At 72.1% G+C, this 20,927-nt stretch carries 19 protein-coding genes, 1 pseudogene and 1 riboswitch; of the genes and pseudogenes, 12 read left to right on the top strand and 8 right to left on the bottom strand.

The window, feature by feature from the left end; translation table 11 throughout:
- Positions 1 to 74: 74 nt before the first annotated feature.
- The gene (locus AC5WRT_RS03600; RefSeq protein WP_496092933.1) at positions 75 to 1,064 is read left to right on the top strand and encodes a malate dehydrogenase; all 990 of its coding nucleotides are present in this window, start codon (positions 75 to 77) and stop codon (positions 1,062 to 1,064) included.
- A 489-nt stretch (positions 1,065 to 1,553) separates the two neighbouring features.
- Here AC5WRT_RS03600 and AC5WRT_RS03595 read toward each other — a convergent pair.
- Both AC5WRT_RS03595 and AC5WRT_RS03590 read right to left on the bottom strand, forming a co-directional pair.
- Positions 1,554 to 1,658: pseudogene (locus AC5WRT_RS03595) on the bottom strand (GNAT family N-acetyltransferase); the annotation flags it as partial.
- A 34-nt stretch (positions 1,659 to 1,692) separates the two neighbouring features.
- Positions 1,693 to 2,355, bottom strand: coding sequence for a DUF2637 domain-containing protein (locus AC5WRT_RS03590; RefSeq protein ID WP_496092932.1), 663 nt, complete (start codon positions 2,353 to 2,355; stop codon positions 1,693 to 1,695).
- 477 nt (positions 2,356 to 2,832) lie between these two features.
- Here AC5WRT_RS03590 and AC5WRT_RS03585 point away from each other — a divergent pair, with 477 nt between their 5' ends.
- Genes AC5WRT_RS03585 through AC5WRT_RS03565 form a run of 5 tightly spaced genes read left to right on the top strand, consistent with a single transcriptional unit; the run spans position 2,833 to position 10,029 of the window.
- Positions 2,833 to 4,353, top strand: coding sequence for an aldehyde dehydrogenase family protein (locus AC5WRT_RS03585; protein ID WP_496092931.1), 1,521 nt, complete (start codon positions 2,833 to 2,835; stop codon positions 4,351 to 4,353).
- Between the two features lie 43 nt (positions 4,354 to 4,396).
- Positions 4,397 to 5,929, top strand: a complete 1,533-nt coding sequence (locus AC5WRT_RS03580) for a GMC family oxidoreductase (RefSeq protein ID WP_496092930.1) — start codon at positions 4,397 to 4,399, stop codon at positions 5,927 to 5,929.
- The gene (locus AC5WRT_RS03575) at positions 5,926 to 7,125 is read left to right on the top strand and encodes a quaternary amine ABC transporter ATP-binding protein (RefSeq protein WP_496092929.1); all 1,200 of its coding nucleotides are present in this window, start codon (positions 5,926 to 5,928) and stop codon (positions 7,123 to 7,125) included. The genes AC5WRT_RS03580 and AC5WRT_RS03575 overlap by 4 nt, the downstream gene beginning before the upstream one ends.
- Positions 7,125 to 9,071, top strand: coding sequence for an ABC transporter permease (locus AC5WRT_RS03570; protein WP_496092928.1), 1,947 nt, complete (start codon positions 7,125 to 7,127; stop codon positions 9,069 to 9,071). Before AC5WRT_RS03575 ends, AC5WRT_RS03570 begins: the two co-directional genes overlap by 1 nt.
- Before the next feature lies 1 nt (position 9,072).
- Positions 9,073 to 10,029: an ABC transporter substrate-binding protein gene (locus AC5WRT_RS03565; RefSeq protein ID WP_496092927.1), complete on the top strand. Its 957-nt coding sequence runs from the start codon at positions 9,073 to 9,075 to the stop codon at positions 10,027 to 10,029.
- Between the two features lie 28 nt (positions 10,030 to 10,057).
- On the opposite strand, the gene AC5WRT_RS03560 is transcribed toward AC5WRT_RS03565, so the two are convergent.
- From AC5WRT_RS03560 to AC5WRT_RS03550, 3 genes are read right to left on the bottom strand one after another with little or no spacing between them, the layout of a single operon-like run.
- Complete coding sequence (locus AC5WRT_RS03560) at positions 10,058 to 10,780, bottom strand: isocitrate lyase/PEP mutase family protein (protein ID WP_496099913.1); 723 nt, start codon at positions 10,778 to 10,780, stop codon at positions 10,058 to 10,060.
- Entirely contained in the window at positions 10,777 to 11,220 is a 444-nt protein-coding gene (locus AC5WRT_RS03555) for a carboxymuconolactone decarboxylase family protein (protein ID WP_496092925.1), read from the bottom strand. Before AC5WRT_RS03555 ends, AC5WRT_RS03560 begins: the two co-directional genes overlap by 4 nt.
- Positions 11,217 to 11,720 carry a carboxymuconolactone decarboxylase family protein gene (locus AC5WRT_RS03550; RefSeq protein WP_496092924.1) on the bottom strand — a complete coding sequence of 168 codons (504 nt, stop codon included), beginning with the start codon at positions 11,718 to 11,720 and terminating at the stop codon, positions 11,217 to 11,219. Before AC5WRT_RS03550 ends, AC5WRT_RS03555 begins: the two co-directional genes overlap by 4 nt.
- Positions 11,721 to 11,767: 47 nt before the next feature.
- Here AC5WRT_RS03550 and pdxR point away from each other — a divergent pair, with 47 nt between their 5' ends.
- Together pdxR and AC5WRT_RS03540 are read left to right on the top strand one after the other, a co-directional pair.
- Positions 11,768 to 13,189, top strand: a complete 1,422-nt coding sequence (gene pdxR, locus AC5WRT_RS03545; RefSeq protein ID WP_496092923.1) for a MocR-like pyridoxine biosynthesis transcription factor PdxR — start codon at positions 11,768 to 11,770, stop codon at positions 13,187 to 13,189.
- A gap of 8 nt (positions 13,190 to 13,197) precedes the next feature.
- Positions 13,198 to 13,662, top strand: a complete 465-nt coding sequence (locus tag AC5WRT_RS03540) for a hypothetical protein (protein WP_496099912.1) — start codon at positions 13,198 to 13,200, stop codon at positions 13,660 to 13,662.
- A gap of 162 nt (positions 13,663 to 13,824) precedes the next feature.
- Here the strand turns inward: AC5WRT_RS03540 and AC5WRT_RS03535 are convergent, their stop codons facing one another.
- Complete coding sequence (locus tag AC5WRT_RS03535; RefSeq protein WP_496093077.1) at positions 13,825 to 14,655, bottom strand: DMT family transporter; 831 nt, start codon at positions 14,653 to 14,655, stop codon at positions 13,825 to 13,827.
- A 141-nt stretch (positions 14,656 to 14,796) separates the two neighbouring features.
- On the opposite strand from AC5WRT_RS03535, the gene AC5WRT_RS03530 reads away from it, so the two are divergent.
- Positions 14,797 to 15,141, top strand: coding sequence for a hypothetical protein (locus AC5WRT_RS03530; protein WP_496099911.1), 345 nt, complete (start codon positions 14,797 to 14,799; stop codon positions 15,139 to 15,141).
- 197 nt (positions 15,142 to 15,338) lie between these two features.
- On the opposite strand, the gene rocD is transcribed toward AC5WRT_RS03530, so the two are convergent.
- Complete coding sequence (rocD, locus tag AC5WRT_RS03525) at positions 15,339 to 16,544, bottom strand: ornithine--oxo-acid transaminase (protein ID WP_496092920.1); 1,206 nt, start codon at positions 16,542 to 16,544, stop codon at positions 15,339 to 15,341.
- Positions 16,545 to 16,637: 93 nt separating this feature from the next.
- Positions 16,638 to 16,726, top strand: a riboswitch (ZMP/ZTP riboswitch).
- Positions 16,727 to 16,758: 32 nt separating this feature from the next.
- Here rocD and AC5WRT_RS03520 point away from each other — a divergent pair.
- The 3 genes from AC5WRT_RS03520 to AC5WRT_RS03510 all read left to right on the top strand — a co-directional run bounded on the left by AC5WRT_RS03520 (position 16,759) and on the right by AC5WRT_RS03510 (position 20,043).
- Positions 16,759 to 18,204: a glycine hydroxymethyltransferase gene (locus AC5WRT_RS03520; protein ID WP_496092919.1), complete on the top strand. Its 1,446-nt coding sequence runs from the start codon at positions 16,759 to 16,761 to the stop codon at positions 18,202 to 18,204.
- A gap of 67 nt (positions 18,205 to 18,271) precedes the next feature.
- A complete protein-coding gene (gene trpS, locus AC5WRT_RS03515; protein WP_496092918.1) occupies positions 18,272 to 19,285 on the top strand; it encodes a tryptophan--tRNA ligase in 1,014 nt (337 codons plus the stop codon).
- Between the two features lie 182 nt (positions 19,286 to 19,467).
- Positions 19,468 to 20,043 carry a 2'-5' RNA ligase family protein gene (locus AC5WRT_RS03510; protein ID WP_496092917.1) on the top strand — a complete coding sequence of 192 codons (576 nt, stop codon included), beginning with the start codon at positions 19,468 to 19,470 and terminating at the stop codon, positions 20,041 to 20,043.
- A gap of 24 nt (positions 20,044 to 20,067) precedes the next feature.
- Here the strand turns inward: AC5WRT_RS03510 and dprE2 are convergent, their stop codons facing one another.
- Entirely contained in the window at positions 20,068 to 20,802 is a 735-nt protein-coding gene (gene dprE2, locus AC5WRT_RS03505; RefSeq protein ID WP_496092916.1) for a decaprenylphospho-beta-D-erythro-pentofuranosid-2-ulose 2-reductase, read from the bottom strand.
- Positions 20,803 to 20,927: the final 125 nt, after the last annotated feature.

The following is a 20,927-nucleotide window of genomic DNA, read 5'->3' as shown; positions in this document are numbered from 1 at the left end:
CTCTTGACGCCAAGAGATCGATCATCCGCCCGGGGCAGGGACGCCCCACCGCCAGCTGTCATACGGAGAACGCCATGACCCGCACTCCCGTGAACGTCACCGTCACCGGCGCGGCCGGCCAGATCGGTTACGCCCTGCTCTTCCGCATCGCCTCCGGCCAGCTGCTCGGCGCGGACGTTCCGGTCCGCTTGCGCCTCCTGGAGATCACGCCCGCGCTCAAGGCCGCCGAGGGCACGGCGATGGAGCTGGACGACTGCGCCTTCCCGCTGCTCCAGGGCATCGACATCACCGACGACCCGAACGTCGCCTTCGACGGCGCCAACGTGGCACTCCTGGTCGGCGCCCGCCCCCGGACCAAGGGCATGGAGCGCGGCGACCTGCTCGAGGCGAACGGCGGTATCTTCAAGCCCCAGGGCAAGGCCATCAACGACCACGCCGCGGACGACATCAAGGTCCTCGTCGTCGGCAACCCGGCCAACACCAACGCGCTCATCGCGCAGGCCGCCGCGCCGGACGTACCGGCCGAGCGCTTCACCGCGATGACCCGCCTGGACCACAACCGCGCGCTCACGCAGCTCGCGAAGAAGACGGGTTCGACCGTCGCCGACATCAAGCGGCTGACCATCTGGGGCAACCACTCCGCCACCCAGTACCCGGACATCTTCCACGCCACCGTCGCCGGCAAGAACGCCGCCGAGGTCGTCGGCGACGAGAAGTGGCTGGCCGAGGACTTCATCCCGACCGTCGCCAAGCGCGGTGCCGCGATCATCGAGGCCCGTGGCGCCTCGTCGGCCGCCTCCGCCGCCAACGCCGCGATCGGCCACGTGTACACCTGGGTCAACGGCACGGCCGAGGGTGACTGGACGTCCATGGGCATCCCGTCCGACGGTTCCTACGGCGTTCCGGAGGGTCTGATCTCCTCCTTCCCGGTCACCTGCAAGGACGGCAAGTACGAGATCGTCCAGGGCCTGGACATCAACGAGTTCTCCCGCGCCCGCATCGACGCGTCGGTGAAGGAGCTGGAGGAGGAGCGCGAGGCGGTGCGCGGCCTGGGCCTGATCTAGTGCCGCGGCAGGCAACGTTTGCCCGTCAAGGAGCGGCGTCCGGTGCGTGCTCCCGGTGCGGCGAGAGTGCGTGCCGGGCGTCGCGACGGGGCGAACGTTGCCTGTTGCGGCACTAGGAGTCCCGCGACACGGCCGAAGCCCGGCATCCCGCCGCAGGGGGCCGGGCTTTCGTCGTGCGCGGGTGCGTTTCTGCCGCTCGCCGTGGGAGTGCGTGCTCGCTTCCGGGTGCCGGTCCGTTGCGTCGCCCCGCGCGGTTCCTCGCGCACCGCCGCCCGCGAGGCGCCCGGCATCCGGCTGCGCTGACACCCGCCGCCGGAGGGGCGGTTCGCGGTTCGCCCGCGCCGCCGTCGGCCTGATCGGCCCGATCACCTCCTGCGGCCGCTCGACGGCCGACGCCCCCGGCCGAGATGCGCGTGCGGGGGTCGACGACCGAGGCGTCCCGCGCCGTCCCGCGGACCCAGCCGCTTCTCGAACCAATGGCTGGCATGGCAGCGGCCGGGCCGCGCCGCACGGACGGTCCTGGCCGAGGTAGCGGTCGTCCAGGCCGCCGATGCGGCGGGTGAGGTACCGGTTGAACCGGCGGACGGCGGACACGTCCGCCGCGCGGACGGGAGTTCCTTGACTCCGGTCAAAGGTTGCCGTTCTTGGACTGTGGCCGCGCGTCCGCGCGGGTGCCGTGCCTCGGCCGGCTCTTGGCGGAGATCTGGCCGACGAGTTCCCAGAAGCACACCAGAGCGGTGACCGGCGGGATGCCGAAGATCACTAACGAGAGCAGCGCATGGGACGAGTGGCTGACGCACAACGCCACGGCCATCGCGGAAGCGGCCACCACGATGCACCAGGACCGCCGCGCGCTCCGGCGCTGGGCGGTGGCCCGCACGACGGAGAGCGCCGCCACGAACCACGGCCCGTACACCATCAGCGGCCAGCACTGCGCCAGGCGGGTGGGCAGCACCGCGGAGGCGGTCTCCTGCAGCTGCCCGTAGGAGTAGCAGACGGACCAGCCCAGCATGCCCAGTGCGCACAGCGTGACCGTCGCGATCAGCAGCGTGATGTGGGTGAAGCGCCGGCCGCCGTCGAGCAGATGGGATTCCTGGCGCAGGCGCCGGCGGCTGCTCCTGCGCGGGGAGGGAATGTTCAGCGGGGTGGTGACGGGGCTCACGGAGGTCGGCGCGGACAGCATCTGGGCCAGTTCCTCGACCGGGTCCCAGTCGTTCTGCGCGATGCCCGGTTCCGGGACGACGTTCCAGGTGTGCTCGTAGAGACCGGCGTCCTGTTGAATTCTGTCCATCGGTAAATCCTTCCGTACCTGACTCAGGACGCCGTGCACAGGTCTGTCATTGTCCGCCGATATTCATTTTCCATCGTATTGATTCTCTTCAGGAAATCATCGAGCAGGTCCGAGCAGGACGTGGGATCCGTGTCGGTTCCCCAGTACAGCGTGGTCGTCGGATGATCCTCGCTCGTGTGCCAGTCCAATCGCATCACGGTCGCTTAACGATGATCGACGGAGGTCGGCTTTGGGGCATTCGGGGGAATGCGGGTAACCCGGAAGGGGGGTAATCGCACTCTTTAAATATTCCCTGAGTGGGCGGGAATCAAATGCCCGGCCTGTTGATGATCGGTGCATCTGCTGATGTGATGCCGCGCACTTTTGGTCATCGATTGCGCATGCGACGCTCCGGTCCCGGGCAGGCGCCGACGGTCCCCGAGCGTGACACGCCTGTGACGCAGGGGCATCGATCAGGAACGGAAGGCAACACCGAGCATGGCGGACAGAACCGAACGACAGCCCCGGGCGACCATTCACGCGGGGGGTGAGTGGCTGCCGGCGATCTCCGGCGCGACCCGCGAGATCCTCGATCCCGCGGACGCCCGGCCGTTCGCCGTGGTCGCCGAGGGTGACGAGAAGGACGCCGAGCGCGCGGTGGCCTCCGCCCGGCAGGCTTTCGACCACGGCCCCTGGCCCCGCACCCCCGTCGCCGAACGTGCGGCCCTGCTGCGCCGCGTCGCCGGCCTCCTCGTCCGCGACCGCGAGGAGCTCGGCCTGCTGGAGAGTCGGGACGCGGGCAAGACCGTCGAGGAGGGCCGGATCGACATCGACTGTGTCGCCGACGCCTTCCGCTACTTCGCCGACCTGGTCGCGGCCGAGGCGCCCGGACGGGTCGTGGACGCGGGGTCCCCCGACATCCACAGCGTCGTCGTGCACGAGCCGGTCGGCGTCTGCGCGCTCATCACCCCTTGGAACTACCCTCTCCTCCAGGCCAGCTGGAAGATCGCCCCGGCCCTCGCGGCCGGCAACACGTTCGTCGTCAAGCCCAGCGAGATCACCCCGCTGACCACCGTCGCCCTGATCGAACTGCTCACCGAGGCCGGCCTGCCCGCGGGCGTGGCCAACCTCGTCACCGGCCCCGGCCACACCGTCGGCGCCCGTCTCGCCGAGCACCCGGACGTCGACCTGGTCTCCTTCACCGGCGGTCTGGTCAGCGGCACCCGGGTGGCCCAGGCCGCCGCCCCCACCGTGAAGAAGGTCGCCCTCGAACTCGGCGGCAAGAATCCCAACGTCGTCTTCGCCGACGCCTGCGCCACCGAGGAGGGCTTCGACACCACCGTCGACCAGGCCCTGAACGCCGCCTTCATCCACAGCGGCCAGGTCTGCTCGGCCGGCGGCCGGCTGATCGTCGAGGAGTCGGTCCGGGACCGCTTCGTCGCCGAACTCGCCCGCCGGGCGCGGCGGATCAGGCTCGGCCGCGGCACCGCCGACGGCGTCGAGTGCGGCCCGCTCGTCTCCGAGCAGCAGCGCGCCAAGGTCGAGGCGTACGTGGCCTCCGCGCTCGCCGAGGGCGCCGTACTGCGCTGCGGCGGCAGGCGCCCGGAGCCCTCACCCGAGCGCCCCGAGACCGGCTACTTCTACGAGCCGACCGTCCTCGACGCCTGCCACCGCGAGATGAAGGTCGTACGGGAAGAGGTCTTCGGCCCGGTCCTCACCGTGGAGACCTTCCGCACCGAGGACGAGGCCGTCCTCCTCGCCAACGACACCGAGTACGGCCTCGCCGGCGCCGTGTGGACGTCCGACCCCGGCAGGGCCCGGCGCGTCGCGGCCCGCCTGCGTCACGGCACCGTCTGGATCAACGACTTCCACCCCTACCTGCCACAGGCGGAGTGGGGCGGATTCGGCAGGAGCGGCACCGGCCGCGAGCTGGGGCCCGCCGGGCTCGCCGAGTACCGCGAGACCAAACACGTCTACCAGAACCTCGCGCCGAGGCCGGTGCGCTGGTTCGCCGGCTGAGCCCCACCTCGTCCCCGGAAAACACCTCCTGGAGCAGTACCCCATGTCCCACATCCCCCACGTCTACGACTACGTCGTCATCGGCGGCGGCACCGCGGGCTCCGTCGTCGCCTCCCGACTCACCGAGAACCCCGACGCCACCGTCGCCGTCATCGAGGGCGGCCCGAGCGACGTCGGCCGCGACGACGTCCTCACCCTGCGCCGCTGGATGGGCCTGCTCGGCGGCGAACTCGACTACGACTACCCCACGGTGGAGCAGCCACGCGGCAACTCGCACATCCGGCACAGCCGCGCCCGCGTCCTCGGCGGCTGTTCCTCCCACAACACCCTCATCTCCTTCAAGCCGCTGCCGTCCGACTGGGACGAGTGGGAGGAGGCCGGCGCCAAGGGCTGGGGGGCCGTCCCCATGGAGGCCTACTACGCCCGTCTGAAGAACAACATCGTCTCCGTCGACGAGAAGGACCGGAACGCCGTCGCCCGCGACTTCGTCGACGCGGCCCAGGCCGCGCTCGGCGTCCCGCGCATCGAGGGCTTCAACAAGAAGCCGTTCACCGAAGGTGTCGGCTTCTTCGACCTCGCCTACCACCCCGAGAACAACAGGAGGTCCTCGGCGTCGGTGGCGTACCTGCACCCGGTGATGGACGAGCGGCCCAACCTGACGATCATGCTGGAGACCTGGGCGTACCGGCTGGAGCTGGACGGCACCCGCGCCGACGGCGTCCACGTGCGCACCAGGGACGGCGAGGACCTGCTGATCCGGGCCCGGAACGAGGTCGTGCTGTGCGCGGGCGCCATCGACTCCCCGCGCCTGCTGCTGCACTCGGGCATCGGCCCCCGCGCGGACCTCGAGGCCCTCGGCATCCCGGTCGTGCACGACCTGCCGGGCGTCGGCGAGAATCTGCTGGACCACCCCGAGTCGGTCATCGTCTGGGAGACCCACGGGCCCATACCGGAGAACTCCGCGATGGACTCCGACGCGGGCCTCTTCGTGCGCCGCGACCCCGGACACGCGGGACCCGACCTGATGTTCCACTTCTACCAGGTCCCGTTCACGGACAACCCGGAGCGCCTCGGCTACGAGCGCCCGCAGTACGGCGTCTCCATGACCCCGAACATCCCCAAGCCGAGGAGCCGCGGCCGCCTGTACCTCACCAGCGCCGACCCGTCCGTCAAACCCGCCCTCGACTTCCGCTACTTCACCGACGAGGACGACTACGACGGCAGGACCCTGGTCGACGGCATCCGCATCGCCCGCGAGATCGCCGGCACCGAGCCGCTCGCGGGCTGGCTCAGGCGCGAGGTGTGCCCCGGCCCCGAGATACGGGGCGACGCCGAACTCGGCGACTACGCCCGCAAGGTCGCCCACACCGTCTACCACCCGGCCGGCACCTGCAAGATGGGCGCCGCCGACGACGAACTCGCCGTAGTGGACCCGGAGTTGCGAATCCGCGGCCTCGACGGCATCCGCATCGCCGACGCGTCCGTCTTCCCGACCATGACCGCCGTGAACCCGATGATCGGGGTGCTCATGGTCGGGGAGAAGGCCGTCGACCTGATCGGAGGTGACGTCCGATGACCCTCACCGGCCCCACCCGCAAGCCGCCCACCGGCGGCACTCCCGTCTTCTCCGTCTCCGGCCTGTGGAAGGTCTTCGGCCCCAAACCGGACCGGATCCCCGCCGACCCCGGACTCGCCGCCCTCGAGCCCGCCGAACTGCGCGCCCGCACCGGCTGCACGGCGGCCGTCCGGGACGTCTCCTTCGACGTGCGCAAGGGCGAGGTCTTCGTCGTCATGGGCCTGTCCGGCTCCGGCAAGTCCACCCTGGTCCGCTGTCTCACCCGCCTCATCGAACCGACGGCGGGCACCATCTCCATCGACGGCGAGGACGTCCGCGCCATGGACCGCGCCCGCCTGCGCGAACTGCGCCGGCACCGGGCCGCCATGGTCTTCCAGCACTTCGGCCTGCTCCCGCACCGCACGGTCCTCGACAACGTGGCGTACGGCCTGCAGATCCAGGGCATCGGCAAGGCCGAGCGACGCGAGCGGGCCGCCGAGGTCGTCGCCAAGGTCGGCCTCGAAGGCATGGAACACCGCCGCCCCGGCCAGCTCTCCGGCGGCCAGCGCCAGCGGGTGGGCCTCGCCCGCGCCCTGGCCGTCGACCCCGAAGTTCTGTTGTTCGACGAGCCGTTCAGCGCCCTCGACCCGCTCATCCGGCGCGACATGCAGGACGAGGTGGCCCGCCTGCACCGCGAGGAGGGCCGCACGATGGTCTTCATCACCCACGACCTCTCCGAGGCCCTGAAGCTCGGCGACCGCATCGCCCTGATGCGCGACGGCAAGGTCGTGCAGCTCGGCACCCCGGAGGAGATCGTCGGCGCCCCGGCCGACGACTACGTCCGCGAGTTCGTCCGCGACGTACCGCGCGAACAGGTCATGACCTGCCGCACGGCCATGCGCCCGGCCTCCGCCGAGGACCCGGAGAACGGCCCCGCGATCCACCCGGATGCGACGGTCGCCGAGGCGATCGAAGCGGTGGCCCGAGCGGGCGCCCCGGCCCGCGTGATGGACGAGGGCCGATGCCTGGGAGTGGTCGACCACGCGCACCTGCTCGGTGTCGTGGCAGGCGTACCCGCGGCAGCTCCGGTGGCCGACACCGCCGTAGCCGCGGGCGGCCGTACCGCCGGGACGGCGCCTCTCCCACGGACGGCGGCGCCTCGCAAACGCGGGCAAGCGACCCCGCCCGGCCCCCGCACCAGCCCGGAGGCCGTCTGATGGCAACGCTCACCGTCCCGACCTCCGGTACCGCCGAACCGCGCGTCCTGAAGAGCCGTACCGCGGGCAAACTCCTCCTGCTCGCGCTCCTCGCCGCGGTCCTGGCCCCCTGGGCCGCCGGCCACTGGCCCGGCGCCACCTGGCCCCACGACCTGACGGTCGGCGTCTCCAAACCCCTCACCGGCGCCAGTAACTGGGTCATCGACAACCGGGACAGCCACCCCCTGTTCCTGTACTTCTTCGGCTACATCAGCAACGCCGTCGTCCTGGCCGTGCGCGCCGTCTACCTCACCCTCCTCGCCGCGGGCTGGCCCGGGGTCACGGTCCTCGGCGCCCTCGTCGCCCGGCGGGTCGCCGGACCCCGCCTGGCCGCCGGCACGGCGATCGCCTTCCTGGCCTGCGGCGCCCTCGGCATGTGGGTCCCGACCATGCAGACGCTCGCGCTGATGGTGGTCGCGGTCCTCACCTCCGTGGTCGTCGGCGCGCTGCTCGGGCTCGGCGCCGGTCTGTCCGACCGCCTGGACCGCGCCCTGCGCCCGGTCCTGGACACCATGCAGGTGCTGCCCGCGTTCGCGTACCTCCTCCCCGTCGTCCTGGTCTTCGGCATCGGCGTCCCCGCGGCCGTCCTCGCCACCGTCGTGTACGCCGCCCCGCCGATGGCCCGCCTCACCGCGCTCGGCCTGCGCGGCGCCGACCCCGAGGTCCTGGAAGCCGTGGAGTCGCTCGGCACGACCCGCCGCCAGCGGCTGTTGACCGCCCGTATCCCGCTGGCCCGGGCCGAACTCCTGCTCGGCCTCAATCAGACGATCATGATGGCGCTGTCCATGGCCGTCATCGCCTCGGTCATCGGTGCCGGCGGCCTCGGCGACCGCGTCTACCAGGCGCTCGCCTCCGTCGACGTCGGCCAGGCCCTCGCCGCCGGCATCCCGATCGTGCTGCTGGCGATCGTCCTGGACCGCGTGACGGCGGCGGCCGGAGCGGCGGACGACGGCACCGCGCGCCCGAAGACCATCGGCTGGGCCTACGCCCTCGCCGTCCCCGTGGCCGTCGCCCTGGCCGCCCGCCTCCTCGGCTGCCTCGACTGGCCGTCGGGCTGGGCCCTGGACATCGCCGCGCCGGTCGACCGCGCCGTCGACTGGATGACGAACCACCTCTACTCCGGCGTCCCGGTCGTCGGCGGTACGGCCGACTGGGCGGGCCACTTCACCACCTGGGTCCTGGACCCGGTGCGCGGCGGCCTCGAGTGGCTGCCCTGGTGGTCGGTGCTGTTCATCGTCGCCGCCCTGGCCTGGTCGATCGGCACCTGGCGCACCGCGCTGACCGCCGTCCTCGCCATGGCCGCGATCGGGGTGCTCGGCGTCTGGGAACCGGCCCTCGACACGCTGTCCCAGGTGCTGGCCGCCGTGGCCGTGACGCTCGTCCTCGGCTTCGCGACCGGCATCGCCGCCGCCCGCAGCGACCGCGTCGAACGCTCCCTGCGCCCGGTCCTGGACGTCTTCCAGACCATGCCGCAGTTCGTGTACCTGATCCCGGTCGTCGCCCTGTTCGGCGTCGGCCGCGCGCCCGCCGTCGCCGCGGCCGTCGTCTACGCCCTGCCGGCCGTCGTCCGGATCACCGCGCAGGGCCTGCGCCAGGTGGACCCGGCCGCGCTGGAGTCGGCGCGCTCGCTCGGCGCGACCGGCCGGCAGCAGCTGTGGCAGATCCAGCTCCCGCTGGCGAGGCGGTCGTTGCTGCTCGCCGTCAACCAGGGCGTGGTCCTGGTCCTCGCCGTCGTCATCATCGGCGGCCTGGTCGGCGGCGGCGCCCTCGGTTACAACGTCGTCTTCGGCCTCGCCCAGGGCGACCTGGCGACCGGCCTGGTGGCCGGTGCCGCGATCGTCTGCCTCGGGCTGATGCTGGACCGGGTGACCCAGCCGACCCGGCGGCGCACGGGGAAGGGAGCCTGACATGCGACGCCGTACGACCACCGCCGTGCTGGGCTCGCTGGTGCTGCTGACCGCGACCGGCTGCGGCGCCGCCGACATGACCAAGCAGGCCTCGCCGTTCGCGAACGCCGGCGGCACGAAGTCCGTGACCCTCTCCGTGCAGTCCTGGGTGGGTGCGCAGGCCGACGTGGCCGTCGCCCAGTACCTCCTGGAGCACAAGCTCGGCTACCACGTGGACACCGTCCAGGTCGACGAGGTGCCCGCCTGGGACGCGCTCAGCCAGGGCCGGGTCGACGCCATCCTGGAGGACTGGGGCCACCCGGACCAGGAGAAGCGGTACGTCGAGGACAAGAAGACCATCGCGCGGGGCGGCGACCTCGGGGTGACCGGCCACATCGGCTGGTTCGTGCCGACCTACCTGGTCAAGCAGCACCCGGACATCACCGACTGGCGGAACCTGAACAAGTACGCCTCGCTCTTCCGCACCGCGGAGAGCGGCGGCAAGGGCCAGTTGATGGACGGCTCCCCGTCGTACGTCACGAACGACAAGGCCCTGGTGAAGAACCTCAAGCTGAACTACGAGGTCGTCTTCGCCGGTTCCGAGGCCGCCCAGATCACCCAGATGAAGCAGTCCGCCAAGGAGAAGAAGCCCTTCCTGACGTACTGGTACTCGCCCCAGTGGCTGTTCGAGAAGGTCCCGATGACGGAGGTGAAGCTGCCGCCGTACAAGGAGGGCTGCGACGCGGACGCGGCCAAGGTCGCCTGCTCCTACCCGCACACCCCGCTGCAGAAGTACCTCAACGCGGACTTCGCCAGGTCGGGCGGCAAGGCGGCGGCCTTCCTCAAGAAGTTCCGGTGGACGACCGACGACCAGAACGAGGTCTCCCTGATGATCGCCGACCAGAAGCTGTCGCCCGACCAGGCGGCGAAGAGGTGGGTGGACAGCCACCCCGGCGTGTGGAAGAAGTGGCTGCCCTGAGCGACCCGATGACCCGGGGGCCTCGCTCCTACGGCTGCAGGGCGTCGGCGATGTCCCGGAGCGCCGCGGCGGCCCGCCGCTGGAGCCCCGGCCCGAACGTGACGCGGGTGGCCCCGAGTTCGCCGAGTTCGGCGGGCGAGGGGCCCTCGCCGTCCAGGCGGGCCAGCATGTTCAGCGGGCCCTGGATCCCGGCCCGCAGCAGCGGAAGTACGGCGGCGGGGGCGAGGATCGGATAGACGCAGTCCGCGCCCGCCGCCACGTACAACGCCGCGCGCTCGATGGCCCGTTCGGGGTCCTTGTCACCCCGCGCGAACGTGTCCACGCGGGCGTTGACGAACAGCCGGTCGGCGGCGGCCGAACGGACCTCCGCGAGGTACCCGGCATGCTCGTGCGGGTCCTTGAGGACACCCCCGTCGGAGTCCTCGAGGTTGCAGCCGACGGCGCCGGCCTCCAGCAGCCGCTCCACCAGTTCCTTCGGCGGGAGCCCGTAGCCGCCCTCGACGTCCGCCGACACCGGCACGTCCACCGCCCGCGCGATGCGGGCGACCGCGGCGAACATCTCGTCGGCCGGAGTGCCCCCGTCCGCGTACCCCAGGGATGCGGCCACTCCCGCGCTCGGCGTGGCCAGCGCCGGGAACCCGGCCTCGACGAAGACGCGCGCGCTGGCCGCGTCCCACGGGCCCGGCAGGATCAGCGGGTCGCCCTGCGGGCGGTTGCGGTGCAGTGCGCGGAACGTGTCCACCTTGGTCACGGCTGACAACCCCCTGGTGGGATCCGGCGGCTGACCATGATCCGGTTCCAGCCGTTGATGCCGGTGATCAGGGCGATGAGATGGGCCAGTTCCGCCTCGGCGAAGTGCTCGGCCGCGCGCGCGTACACCGCGTCCGGCACGAACCCCTCGGTCAGCAGGGTGACCGCCTCGGTCAGCGCCAGCGCGGCCCGCTCCCGCTCGCTGTAGAGGTCCTCGGTCTCCTCCCAGGCGTTCAGGAGCTGGATCCGGTCCTCCGACTCGCCGTTCCTCCGGGCCACCCGGAGGTGCATGTCGAGACAGAACGCGCAGTGGTTGATCTGCGAGGCGCGGATCATCACCAGCTCGGCCAGGAGCGGATCGCCGAGTCCCTTCTTCGCGGTCGCGCTGAGCGCGGACATCGCCCGGCCGACCTCCGGGTCCAGCAGTTGCGTACGGCTCACGCGTGCTGCCCGGGCTGGTAGTGGCCCGGGGTCATCCGGGTGGTCACACCGAACCGGTTCCAGGTGTTGATGACCGCGATCGCGGCGATCAGCTGGGCCAGCTCGGCCTCCTCGAAGTGCCTGGCGGCCTTCTCGTACACCTCGTCCGGCACGAAGCCTCCCCCAGCCAGGACGGTGATCGCCTCGGTCAGCTCGATCGCCGCCAGTTCCTTCTCGGTGTAGAAGTGCCGCGACTCCTCCCACGCGCTGAGCTGCACGATCCGCTCGACGCTCTCCCCGGCGGCGAGCGCGTCCTTGGTGTGCATGTCGAGGCAGAAGGCGCAGTGGTTGAGCTGCGAGGCGCGGATCTTCACCAGCTCGTGCAGCTTGGGGTCCAGCCCCTGCCTGGCCGCGGCGTCCAGGCGGATCATCGCCTTGTAGACCTCGGGGGCGTGCTTGGTCCAGGCGAGCCGCGGGGCCTGCTCGGTGGCGTACTCGGTGTTCTCCTGTGCAGTGTTCATGCCGTCGACCCTAGGGGTGAGGCAGCCCAGGAGTATGGTCCATTTCCATGGCGGAATCCTGGGCCACTCTGGGCGTCGACCTGCATCTGGAACCGGCCGGCTCCGGCGGACTGCGCCGGGGCCTGACCGACGCGCTCCGGGAGACCGTACGCACCGGCCGGCTGGCACCCGGCACCCGGCTGCCCTCCTCCCGCACCCTCGCCGCCGACCTCGGCATCGCCCGCAACACCGTCGCCGAGGCGTACGCGGACCTGGTCGCCGAGGGCTGGCTCACCGCCCGTCAGGGCTCCGGCACCCGGGTGGCGGAAGGGGCCGCCGCGGTACCGCCGTCCGGTACGACGGCCCGGGGCGCGCCCGGCAGCGGTCCGGCCGCCCGCCGCACCGCACCGGCCCGCCCCGCCTACAGCCTCGTCCCCGGCAGCCCCGACCTCGCCGCGTTCCCGCGCACCGAGTGGCTCAGGGCGGCCCGCCGCGCCCTCGCCACCGCCCCGTACGACGTCCTCGGCTACGGCGACCCCCGCGGCCGCCCCGAGCTGCGCAGCGCCCTCGCCGGCTATCTCGCGCGGGTGCGAGGCGTGCGCACCGGCCCCGAGTCCGTGCTGATCACCTCCGGTTTCGCGCACGCCCTGCGGATCACCGGCACGCTGCTGCGGGCGCGCGGGGTGCGCACGGTGGCGGTCGAGTCGTACGGCGTCGACGCGTACCGGGGCGTGCTCCAGCGGAGCGGACTCGCCACGCCCGCGCTGCCGTACGACCGCCTGGGCACCGACCCACGAGAGGTGGGGGAGGCGGGAGCGGTGCTGCTGACCCCCGCCCATCAGTTCCCCATGGGCACGCCCCTGCATCCCGAACGGCGGGCCGCCGTCGTCGACTGGGCGCGGCGCACCGGCGGACTGATCCTGGAGGACGATTACGACGGCGAGTTCCGCTACGACCGCCAGCCCGTCGGCGCCGTCCAGGGCCTCGACCCCGACCGGGTGCTCTACTTCGGTACCGCCAGCAAGTCCCTGGCCCCCGGACTGCGGCTGGGCTGGATGGTGCTGCCGCCGTCCCTCGTCGAGGAGGCGGCCGCGGCCAAGGGCGCAGCCGACACCGTGGGGGTGCTCGAACAGCTCGCCCTGGCCGAGTTCGTCACCTCCGGCGCGTACGACCGCCACGTCCGGTCCTCCCGGCTGCGCTACCGGCGCCGCCGCGACGCCCTCGCTGCCGCCGTGTCCGCCCGCGCCCCGGAGGTCACGGTCACCGGTGTCGCCGCGGGCCTGCACGCGGTGCTGCGCCTGCCGCCGGGCACGGAGCAGTCGGTGATCCAGGCCGCGACCTGGCAGGGCCTGGCCCTGCACGGTCTGTCCTTCCACCGCCATCCGCACGCCGTCGCCGAGGCGCTGGACGCGCTGGTCGTGGGGTACGCGACACCCCCGGACAGCGCGTGGGCGGGGACGCTGGAGGCCTTGTGCCGGGTGTTGCCGTAGCAGGTCGGGTGTCCGACGCGATCATGGGCGGCGTGGACTTCGGTGAGGCCCCCGCCGCAACGTCACCCCGTCGAGTTCCAGGTCGAGCACCGCACCTGAAGAAGACGACCAGGATCGCCACTCAGGCCCAGGCGGAAAGCGCCGACAACCCGGAGCCGGCCCTCCTCGGCGGCGGCAACGAGTCCACCGGCACCGGCGGTGCGGACAACCCGACCCCGGCCCCCACGCACACCGGCACGCCCACCCACCAGCCCACCACGTCACCCACCGGCCACAGCCCGGCGCCGGGACACTCCACCCCCGCGGGGGGACACACACCGCCCGCCTCCCTGCCCACCGATGACGACAAGGGCGGTGGCCTCGCGAGCACCGGAACCCGGGTACTCGGCATCGCCGGGACCGCCGCCGCACTCCTCGCGGCCGGAACCGTCCTGCTCCGGTTCAGGCGCCGCCGAACCACCGGCGAGAGGTAAGCGCGCCGAGCCGAGCGACCCGGCAATGGGCAGGCCCCCGCCCGGAGGAATTCCCCGGGCGGGGGCCTCGTGCATCTCGCCGCGAGGAGCGAGCTGGAGATCACGTCACGGGAGGTCACGCCGTCCGGTCTTCGCAGGGCACCCCGGCCCGAGGAGGCGACCTCAGCCTTCCTCGGCCGGCACGGGCGCCTCCCCGAACCGCGCCAGCGCCATCGCCCCCACCACGGCCACCACGAACCCCAGGACCGCCAGCCAGGTCAGCCCCTCCCTCGTGCGGTCTCCCAGCCACACCACCCCCACCGCCGCGGGCCCGATCGTCTCCCCGATCACCATCCCGGCGGTCGCGGTGGTCACCGAGCCCCGCTGAAGAGCCGACGTCAGCAACATGAACGCGGCGCCGCCTCCGATCAGCAGCGCGTAGGCCGCCGGGTTGGTCAACAGGTCCAGCGGCGCAAGGCTGTCGATCAGCCGGACCGACACCTCCACCACCCCGAACCCGAACCCGGCCCCGAGCCCGAGCGCCAGCGCCCGCCCCGGACCGGACAGCCGCCCGCCCGCGAGGGCCAGCAGCAGCATCCCCACCGCCACGGCGAGCATCACGTACCCCAACGCGTCCGAGCCGCCCTCCTTGCCCTCCGGGCCGGACGCCAGTCCGAGCATCGCCAGCCCGGCACACACCACGGCCACCGCGCTCCACTCCGTGCGGCTCAGCCGCACCCGCAGCAGGCGGGCCGCCACCACCGCGGTCACCGCGAGACTCGACGCCAGGGCCGCGCCGACCGCATAGATCGGCAGGGATCGCAGCGCCGCGATCTGGAACAGGAAGCCGAGCCCGTCCAGCGCCAGTCCTGCCAGATACCGCCACTGTCCGAGCGCCCGCAGCAGCAGGGCCGCCTCGCCGCCGGCCCCGTCCGTGGCCGCCGCCCGCGCGGCCACCGCCTGCAACACCGTCGCGGTGCCGAAGCAGACCGCCGCGCCGAGGGCGCACACCATTCCGAAGAGCACAAAGGGACTCTAGGAGACGGTCGATTCCGCCACCCCCTGTGGCCTGCGCTCTTACCGTTCTCTAGGCCGGCCGCCGGCATCACGCCACACGGACACGTCCACGCACACGGACACGGGGGAGACACGAACATGGCTGACACCCGGCAGCGGCTGCGCTCCGGCACGGTCGTCCTCGGCGGCATGGGCCTGCTGGCCGCCGCCCTCACCGCCTGCTCATGCGACCCGGACAAGCGCTGCGTCGACCGCGACAGCCACAACTACGCCAAGGGCTACAAGGTCGTCTCCGACAAGAACTGCAAGACCTCCTCCCTCAAGACCTCGGTGGACGGCGAATGGTACTACGGCGGCAAGAAGAAGGGTTCCCGGGTGAGCGGCGGCTCGTTCACCAGGCCCCACAGGAGCTCCGGCGGCTCCTCCGGCCGTGGAGTGCACCGCGGCGGCTTCGGCGGCGGCCACCACGGCTCCGGCGGCTGACCGGCACCCGCCCACGGAACGCCGCACCATCACCCCCCGCCCCGGCTGGCAGCGCCTCCGCGAGTCCTCCGGTCTGATCACCGACGAGTACGCCCGCTTCCTGCCCCATGTGATCCTCCAGGGCCTGCCCGACGATTCGCGTCGTGGCCCGAAGCGCGGCAGACGGGAACTGTCGGAAGGTCCTGACGCGCCCTCTCTCAGCCGCTCAGCACCGCCCGGAACTGCTCCAGCCCCCAGTCCAGGTCCTCCTCGGAAACGATCAGTGGCGGGGCGAGCCGCACGGTGGTTCGGTGGGTGTCCTTCGCCAGCACCCCGCGGTCCATCAGACGTTCCGCCACCTGCCGTGCCGTCCCGACCCCCGGCGCGACGTCCACCCCCGCCCACAGCCCGCGCCCGCGCACCGCCGTCACCGTGCCCGTGCCCGGCAGCGCCGCGAGCGCCCGGTGCATCCGCTCGCCAAGCTCGGCGGCGCGGGCCTGGAACTCGCCCGTGCGCAGCATCGCGATCACCTCCAGCGCCACCGCGCAGGCCAGCGGGTTCCCGCCGAACGTCGACCCGTGCTCGTCCGGCCGGAACACCCCGAGCACCTCCGCGCTCGACACGACCGCCGACACCGGCACGATCCCGCCACCCAGCGCCTTGCCCAGCACGTACACGTCCGGCGCCACGCCCTCGTGCTCACAGGCGAAGGTCCGCCCGGTCCGGCCGAGGCCCGACTGGACCTCGTCGGCGACGAAGAGCACGTTCCGCTCGCGCGTCAGCTCCCGCACCGCGGGCAGATAGCCGGACGGCGGCACGATCACCCCGTTCTCGCCCTGGACCGGCTCCAGCAGCACCGCGACCGTGTTCTCCGTCATCGCCGCCCGCATCGCCGTCAGGTCGCCGTACGGCACGATCTCGAACCCCGGCGTGTACGGCCCGAAGTCCGCGCGGGCCTCCGGATCGGTGGAGAAGCTGATGATCGTCGTCGTACGCCCGTGGAAGTTGCCGCCCGCGACCACGATCTTCGCCATCTCCGCGGGCACGCCCTTCACCCGGTAGCCCCACTTCCGGGCCGTCTTCACCGCGGTCTCCACCGCCTCCGCTCCGGTGTTCATCGGCAGCACCATCTCCATCCCGCACAGCTCGGCCAGCTGGGTGCAGAACGCGGCGAACCGGTCGTGGTGGAAGGCCCGGGAGGTCAGTGTCACCCGCTCCAGCTGGGCCCTCGCGGCCTCGACCAGCCGCGGGTGGCGGTGCCCGAAGTTCAGCGCGGAGTAACCGGCCAGCAGATCCAGGTAGCGGCGGCCCGCCACGTCCGTCATCCAGGCGCCCTCGGCGGTGGCGACGACGACCGGCAGGGGACGGTAGGTGTGCGCGCTGTGCGCGTCGGCGGCGGCGATCAGGTCTTCCGCAGCGGTCACGGCGGCCTCCGGTGTCGAGGGGGGATCTCCTTCCTACCGTCGCTCGCATGGTGGACCGCGGAACCTGGCCGCACGCCCCGCCCGGTAGGCTGATCAGCGGGCCGTGACTGGCGCGCTGGGATGGGACGGACCATCGGGGAGCGGCCCGGCGGGAAACAGTGCCGTGCGCCTGGGCCGAACGTGAACGCTGTACGCACGCCGTCCGGAGGTCCTCATGCCAGAGCCCCTGTCCACCGAGTCCACCGCCTTCCGTGCCGCCCTGGACGTCATCCGCACCGTCGAGCCGCGCGTGGCCGATGCCATCGGCCAGGAGGTCACCGACCAGCGCGCGATGCTCAAGCTGATCGCCTCCGAGAACTACGCCTCCCCGGCCACCCTGCTGGCCATGGGCAACTGGTTCAGCGACAAGTACGCCGAGGGCACCGTCGGCCGCCGCTTCTACGCCGGCTGCCGCAACGTCGACACCGTCGAGTCGCTGGCCGCCGAGCACGCCCGCGAGCTGTTCGGCGCCCGCCACGCCTACGTCCAGCCGCACTCCGGCATCGACGCCAACCTCGTCGCCTTCTGGGCCGTCCTCGCCGACCGTGTCGAGGCCCCCTTCCTGGAGAAGACCGGCGTCCGCCAGGTCAACGACCTCTCGGAGGCCGACTGGGCCGAGCTGCGTCAGGCCTTCGGCAACCAGCGCATGCTCGGCATGTCCCTGGACGCCGGCGGCCACCTCACCCACGGCTTCCGTCCGAACATCTCCGGCAAGATGTTCGACCAGCGCTCCTACGGCACCGACCCGGCCACCGGCCTCATCGACTACGACGCCCTGCGCGCCCAGGCCCGCGAGTTCAAGCCGCTGATCATCGTGGCGGGCTACTCGGCGTACCCCCGGCTGGTGAACTTCCGGATCATGCGTGAGATCGCCGACGAGGTCGGCGCCACGCTCATGGTCGACATGGCCCACTTCGCGGGCCTGGTCGCGGGCAAGGTCCTCACCGGCGACTTCGACCCGGTCCCGCACGCCCAGATCGTCACCACCACCACCCACAAGTCGCTGCGCGGCCCACGCGGCGGCATGGTGCTGTGCGACGACTCCCTCAAGGACCAGGTGGACCGCGGCTGCCCGATGGTCCTCGGCGGCCCGCTGCCGCACGTCATGGCCGCCAAGGCCGTCGCCCTCGCCGAGGCCCGGCAGCCCGCCTTTCGGGACTACGCCCAGCGCATCGTCGACAACTCCCGCGCCCTGGCCGAGGGGCTGATGCGGCGCGGCGCCACCCTGGTGACCGGCGGCACCGACAACCACCTCAACCTGATCGACGTGGCCACTTCCTACGGCCTCACCGGCCGCCAGGCCGAAGCGGCCCTCCTCGACTCGGGCATCGTCACCAACCGCAACGCCATCCCGGCCGACCCGAACGGCGCCTGGTACACCTCCGGCGTCCGCATCGGCACCCCCGCCCTGACCACCCGCGGCCTCGGCACGGCGGAGATGGACGAGGTGGCGGGCCTGATCGACCGCGTCCTGACCACCACGGAGCCGGGTACGACGAAATCGGGCGCCCCGTCCAAGGCGGCCCACGTCCTGGACGAGAAGGTCGCCGAGGAGATCGCCCAGCGGGCGACGGACCTGGTGGCGGGCTTCCCGCTGTACCCGGAAGTGGACCTGGGCTGAAACCGGTCCGGAACGCGGGGCCGGAGCTGTGCCCTCACCACTCTCCGCACCTGAGAGAATGGTGGGCATGGCCACTGACCGACCCCGCGTGCTCTCCGGTATCCAGCCCACCGCCGGCTCGTTCCACCTCGGCAACTACCTCGGCGCCGTCCGACAGTGGGTGGCCCTGCAGGATTCCCACGACGCGTTCTACATGGTCGTCGACCTGCACGCGATCACGGTCCCCCAGGACCCCGCGGAGCTGCGGGCCAACACCCGGCTCGCCGCCGCCCAGTTGCTGGCCGCCGGCCTCGACCCGGACCGCTGCACCCTCTTCGTCCAGAGCCACGTGCCCGAGCACGCCCAGCTCGCCTGGGTCATGAACTGCCTCACCGGCTTCGGCGAGGCGAGCCGGATGACCCAGTTCAAGGACAAGGCGGCCCGGCAGGGCGCCGACCGGGCCTCCGTCGGTCTGTTCACGTACCCGATCCTGCAGGTCGCCGACATCCTGCTGTACCAGGCGAACGAGGTGCCGGTCGGCGAGGACCAGCGTCAGCACGTCGAACTGACCCGCGACCTGGCCGAGCGCTTCAACGGCCGCTTCGGCGAGACGTTCGTGGTCCCGTCGCCGTACATCCTCAAGGAGACGGCGAAGATCTACGACCTGCAGGACCCGTCGATCAAGATGAGCAAGTCGGCGTCCACGCCGAAGGGCCTGATCAACCTGCTCGACGAGCCGAAGACCACCGCCAAGAAGGTCAAGAGCGCCGTCACCGACACCGACACCGTGATCCGCTACGACGCGGAGGCCAAGCCGGGTGTCAGCAACCTGCTCACCATCCACTCCACCCTCACCGGCAAGTCGATCGCCGAGCTGGAGCGCGAGTACGAGGGCAAGATGTACGGCGCCCTCAAGACCGACCTCGCCGAGATCATGGTCGAGTTCGTGACGCCGTTCCGGGAGCGCACCCAGCAGTACCTGGACGACTCCGAGACGCTCGACTCGATCCTGGCCAAGGGCGCGGAGAAGGCCCGCGCGGTCGCAGCGGAGACGCTCGCGCAGGCCTACGACCGGGTGGGTTTCCTGCCGGCGAAGCACTGAGAGGCACGGACCGGCGCTGAGGCGCACGACCGTACACACGTCCGGGTGGGTGGAGCGCTGCACATCACTTCCGCTGCGCCTGCCCACAGGACTTCCATAGCCGTACAGTCGATAGCCGACGGCCCGAACGTGACGAACGGGACGGCCTGAACAAGACGACAGACGCGACGACAGGAGACGACGTGGGGACCGTAACGATCGGCGTGTCGATCGCGGTCCCGGAGCCTCACGGCAGCCTGCTCCAGGAGCGGCGCGCGGGCTTCGGCGACGCCGCGGCTCATGGCATCCCCACGCACGTCACGCTGCTGCCGCCGACCGAGGTCGACGAGGCCGAGCTGTCCGCCGTCGAGGCGCACCTCACCGAGGTCGCCGCGGCCGGCCGGCCGTTCCCGATGCGGCTCTCCGGCACGGGCACCTTCCGGCCGCTGTCCCCGGTGGTCTACGTCCGCGTCGTTCAGGGCGCCGAGGACTGCACCCTGCTGCAGCAGCGGGTGCGGGACGCCTCGGGGCCGGTGGCGCGCGAGCTGCAGTTCCCGTACCACCCGCATGTCACCGTCGCGCACGGCATCGACGAGGCGGCCATGGACCGCGCCTTCGAGGAGCTGGCCGGGTTCGACGCGCAGTGGCCCTGCACCGGGTTCGCCCTGTACGAGCAGGGCGCGGACGGGGTGTGGCGCAAGCTGCGGGAGTACACGTTCGGGGGTTCCGTGGTGCCGCCCCAGGCGCTCCGCGGGGTGGGGCACAGCACGGTGTCGTAGGGCCGGGCTCCGCGCCGCGCCGCATCACAGCGGCAGCCGGCGCAACAGTGCCCTCGGCGTGTGCCGCAGCGCCGCCATCACCACCCGCAGGACCCCCGGCACCCACACCACCTCCGAGCGCCTGCGCAGGCCCAGTTCGATGGCCGTGGCGACCGCCTCCGGGGTCGTGGACAGCGGCCCCTCGCCCCGTACCTGTCCGGGGCGTACGACCATGACGTGCACGCCCGTGCCGTGCAGGGCGTCGCCGAGACCCTGGGTGAAGACGTCGAGGCCGGCCTTGCTGGAGCCGTAGATGAAGTCGGCACGGCGGGCCCGCTCGCCGGCGACGGAGGACAGCACCACGAGGGATCCGTGCCCCTGGGCCTGCAGCGCGCAGCCGACGACCAGCCCCGCCGAGACGGCTCCGGTGTAGTTGGTCTGGGCGACCTGGACGGCGCGCAGCGGGTCCCGCTCGTCGTGGGCCTGGTCGCCGAGGACGCCGAAGGCGAACAGCACCAGGTCGATGGCGCCCTCGGCGAAGACCTTGCCGAGGACCGTCTCGTGGGCCGCGGGGTCCAGGGCGTCGAAGGCGACGGTACGGGTGTCGGCGCCGAGCGCCCGCAGGCTCGCGGCGGCCTCCTCCAGAGCCGGTGACGGGCGCCCCGCGAGCCACACCGTGCGGGTGCGGCGGGCGATCAGCCGGCGCGCGGTGGCCAGGGCGATCTCGGACGTGCCGCCGAGGACGAGCAGGGACCGGGGGAGACCGAATGCGTCCTTCACGTCAGCTCCTTGATGCGGCGGTGTCTCCGGGCATGTCGGTGACCGTATCGCCGGTATATGGGTGATCAGTCACTGAACATTCGCCGCTCCGCACAATGGGTGATTAGTGGGATGTCATACGAGCG

Source organism: Streptomyces sp. NTD91 (genome assembly GCF_059510455.1).
Note: the sequence above shows the minus strand (reverse complement) of the source record. Positions and strands in the feature narration are given on the sequence as shown.

Coding starts and splice junctions, on each gene's coding strand:
- AC5WRT_RS03600 (WP_496092933.1), top strand. CDS start 75: ATGACCCGCACTCCCGTGAACGTCACCGTCACCGGCGCGGCCGGCCAG.
- AC5WRT_RS03590 (WP_496092932.1), bottom strand. CDS start 2,355: ATGGACAGAATTCAACAGGACGCCGGTCTCTACGAGCACACCTGGAAC.
- AC5WRT_RS03585 (WP_496092931.1), top strand. CDS start 2,833: ATGGCGGACAGAACCGAACGACAGCCCCGGGCGACCATTCACGCGGGG.
- AC5WRT_RS03580 (WP_496092930.1), top strand. CDS start 4,397: ATGTCCCACATCCCCCACGTCTACGACTACGTCGTCATCGGCGGCGGC.
- AC5WRT_RS03575 (WP_496092929.1), top strand. CDS start 5,926: ATGACCCTCACCGGCCCCACCCGCAAGCCGCCCACCGGCGGCACTCCC.
- AC5WRT_RS03570 (WP_496092928.1), top strand. CDS start 7,125: ATGGCAACGCTCACCGTCCCGACCTCCGGTACCGCCGAACCGCGCGTC.
- AC5WRT_RS03565 (WP_496092927.1), top strand. CDS start 9,073: ATGCGACGCCGTACGACCACCGCCGTGCTGGGCTCGCTGGTGCTGCTG.
- AC5WRT_RS03550 (WP_496092924.1), bottom strand. CDS start 11,720: ATGAACACTGCACAGGAGAACACCGAGTACGCCACCGAGCAGGCCCCG.
- pdxR (WP_496092923.1), top strand. CDS start 11,768: ATGGCGGAATCCTGGGCCACTCTGGGCGTCGACCTGCATCTGGAACCG.
- AC5WRT_RS03535 (WP_496093077.1), bottom strand. CDS start 14,655: ATGGTGTGCGCCCTCGGCGCGGCGGTCTGCTTCGGCACCGCGACGGTG.
- AC5WRT_RS03530 (WP_496099911.1), top strand. CDS start 14,797: ATGGCTGACACCCGGCAGCGGCTGCGCTCCGGCACGGTCGTCCTCGGC.
- AC5WRT_RS03520 (WP_496092919.1), top strand. CDS start 16,759: ATGCCAGAGCCCCTGTCCACCGAGTCCACCGCCTTCCGTGCCGCCCTG.
- trpS (WP_496092918.1), top strand. CDS start 18,272: ATGGCCACTGACCGACCCCGCGTGCTCTCCGGTATCCAGCCCACCGCC.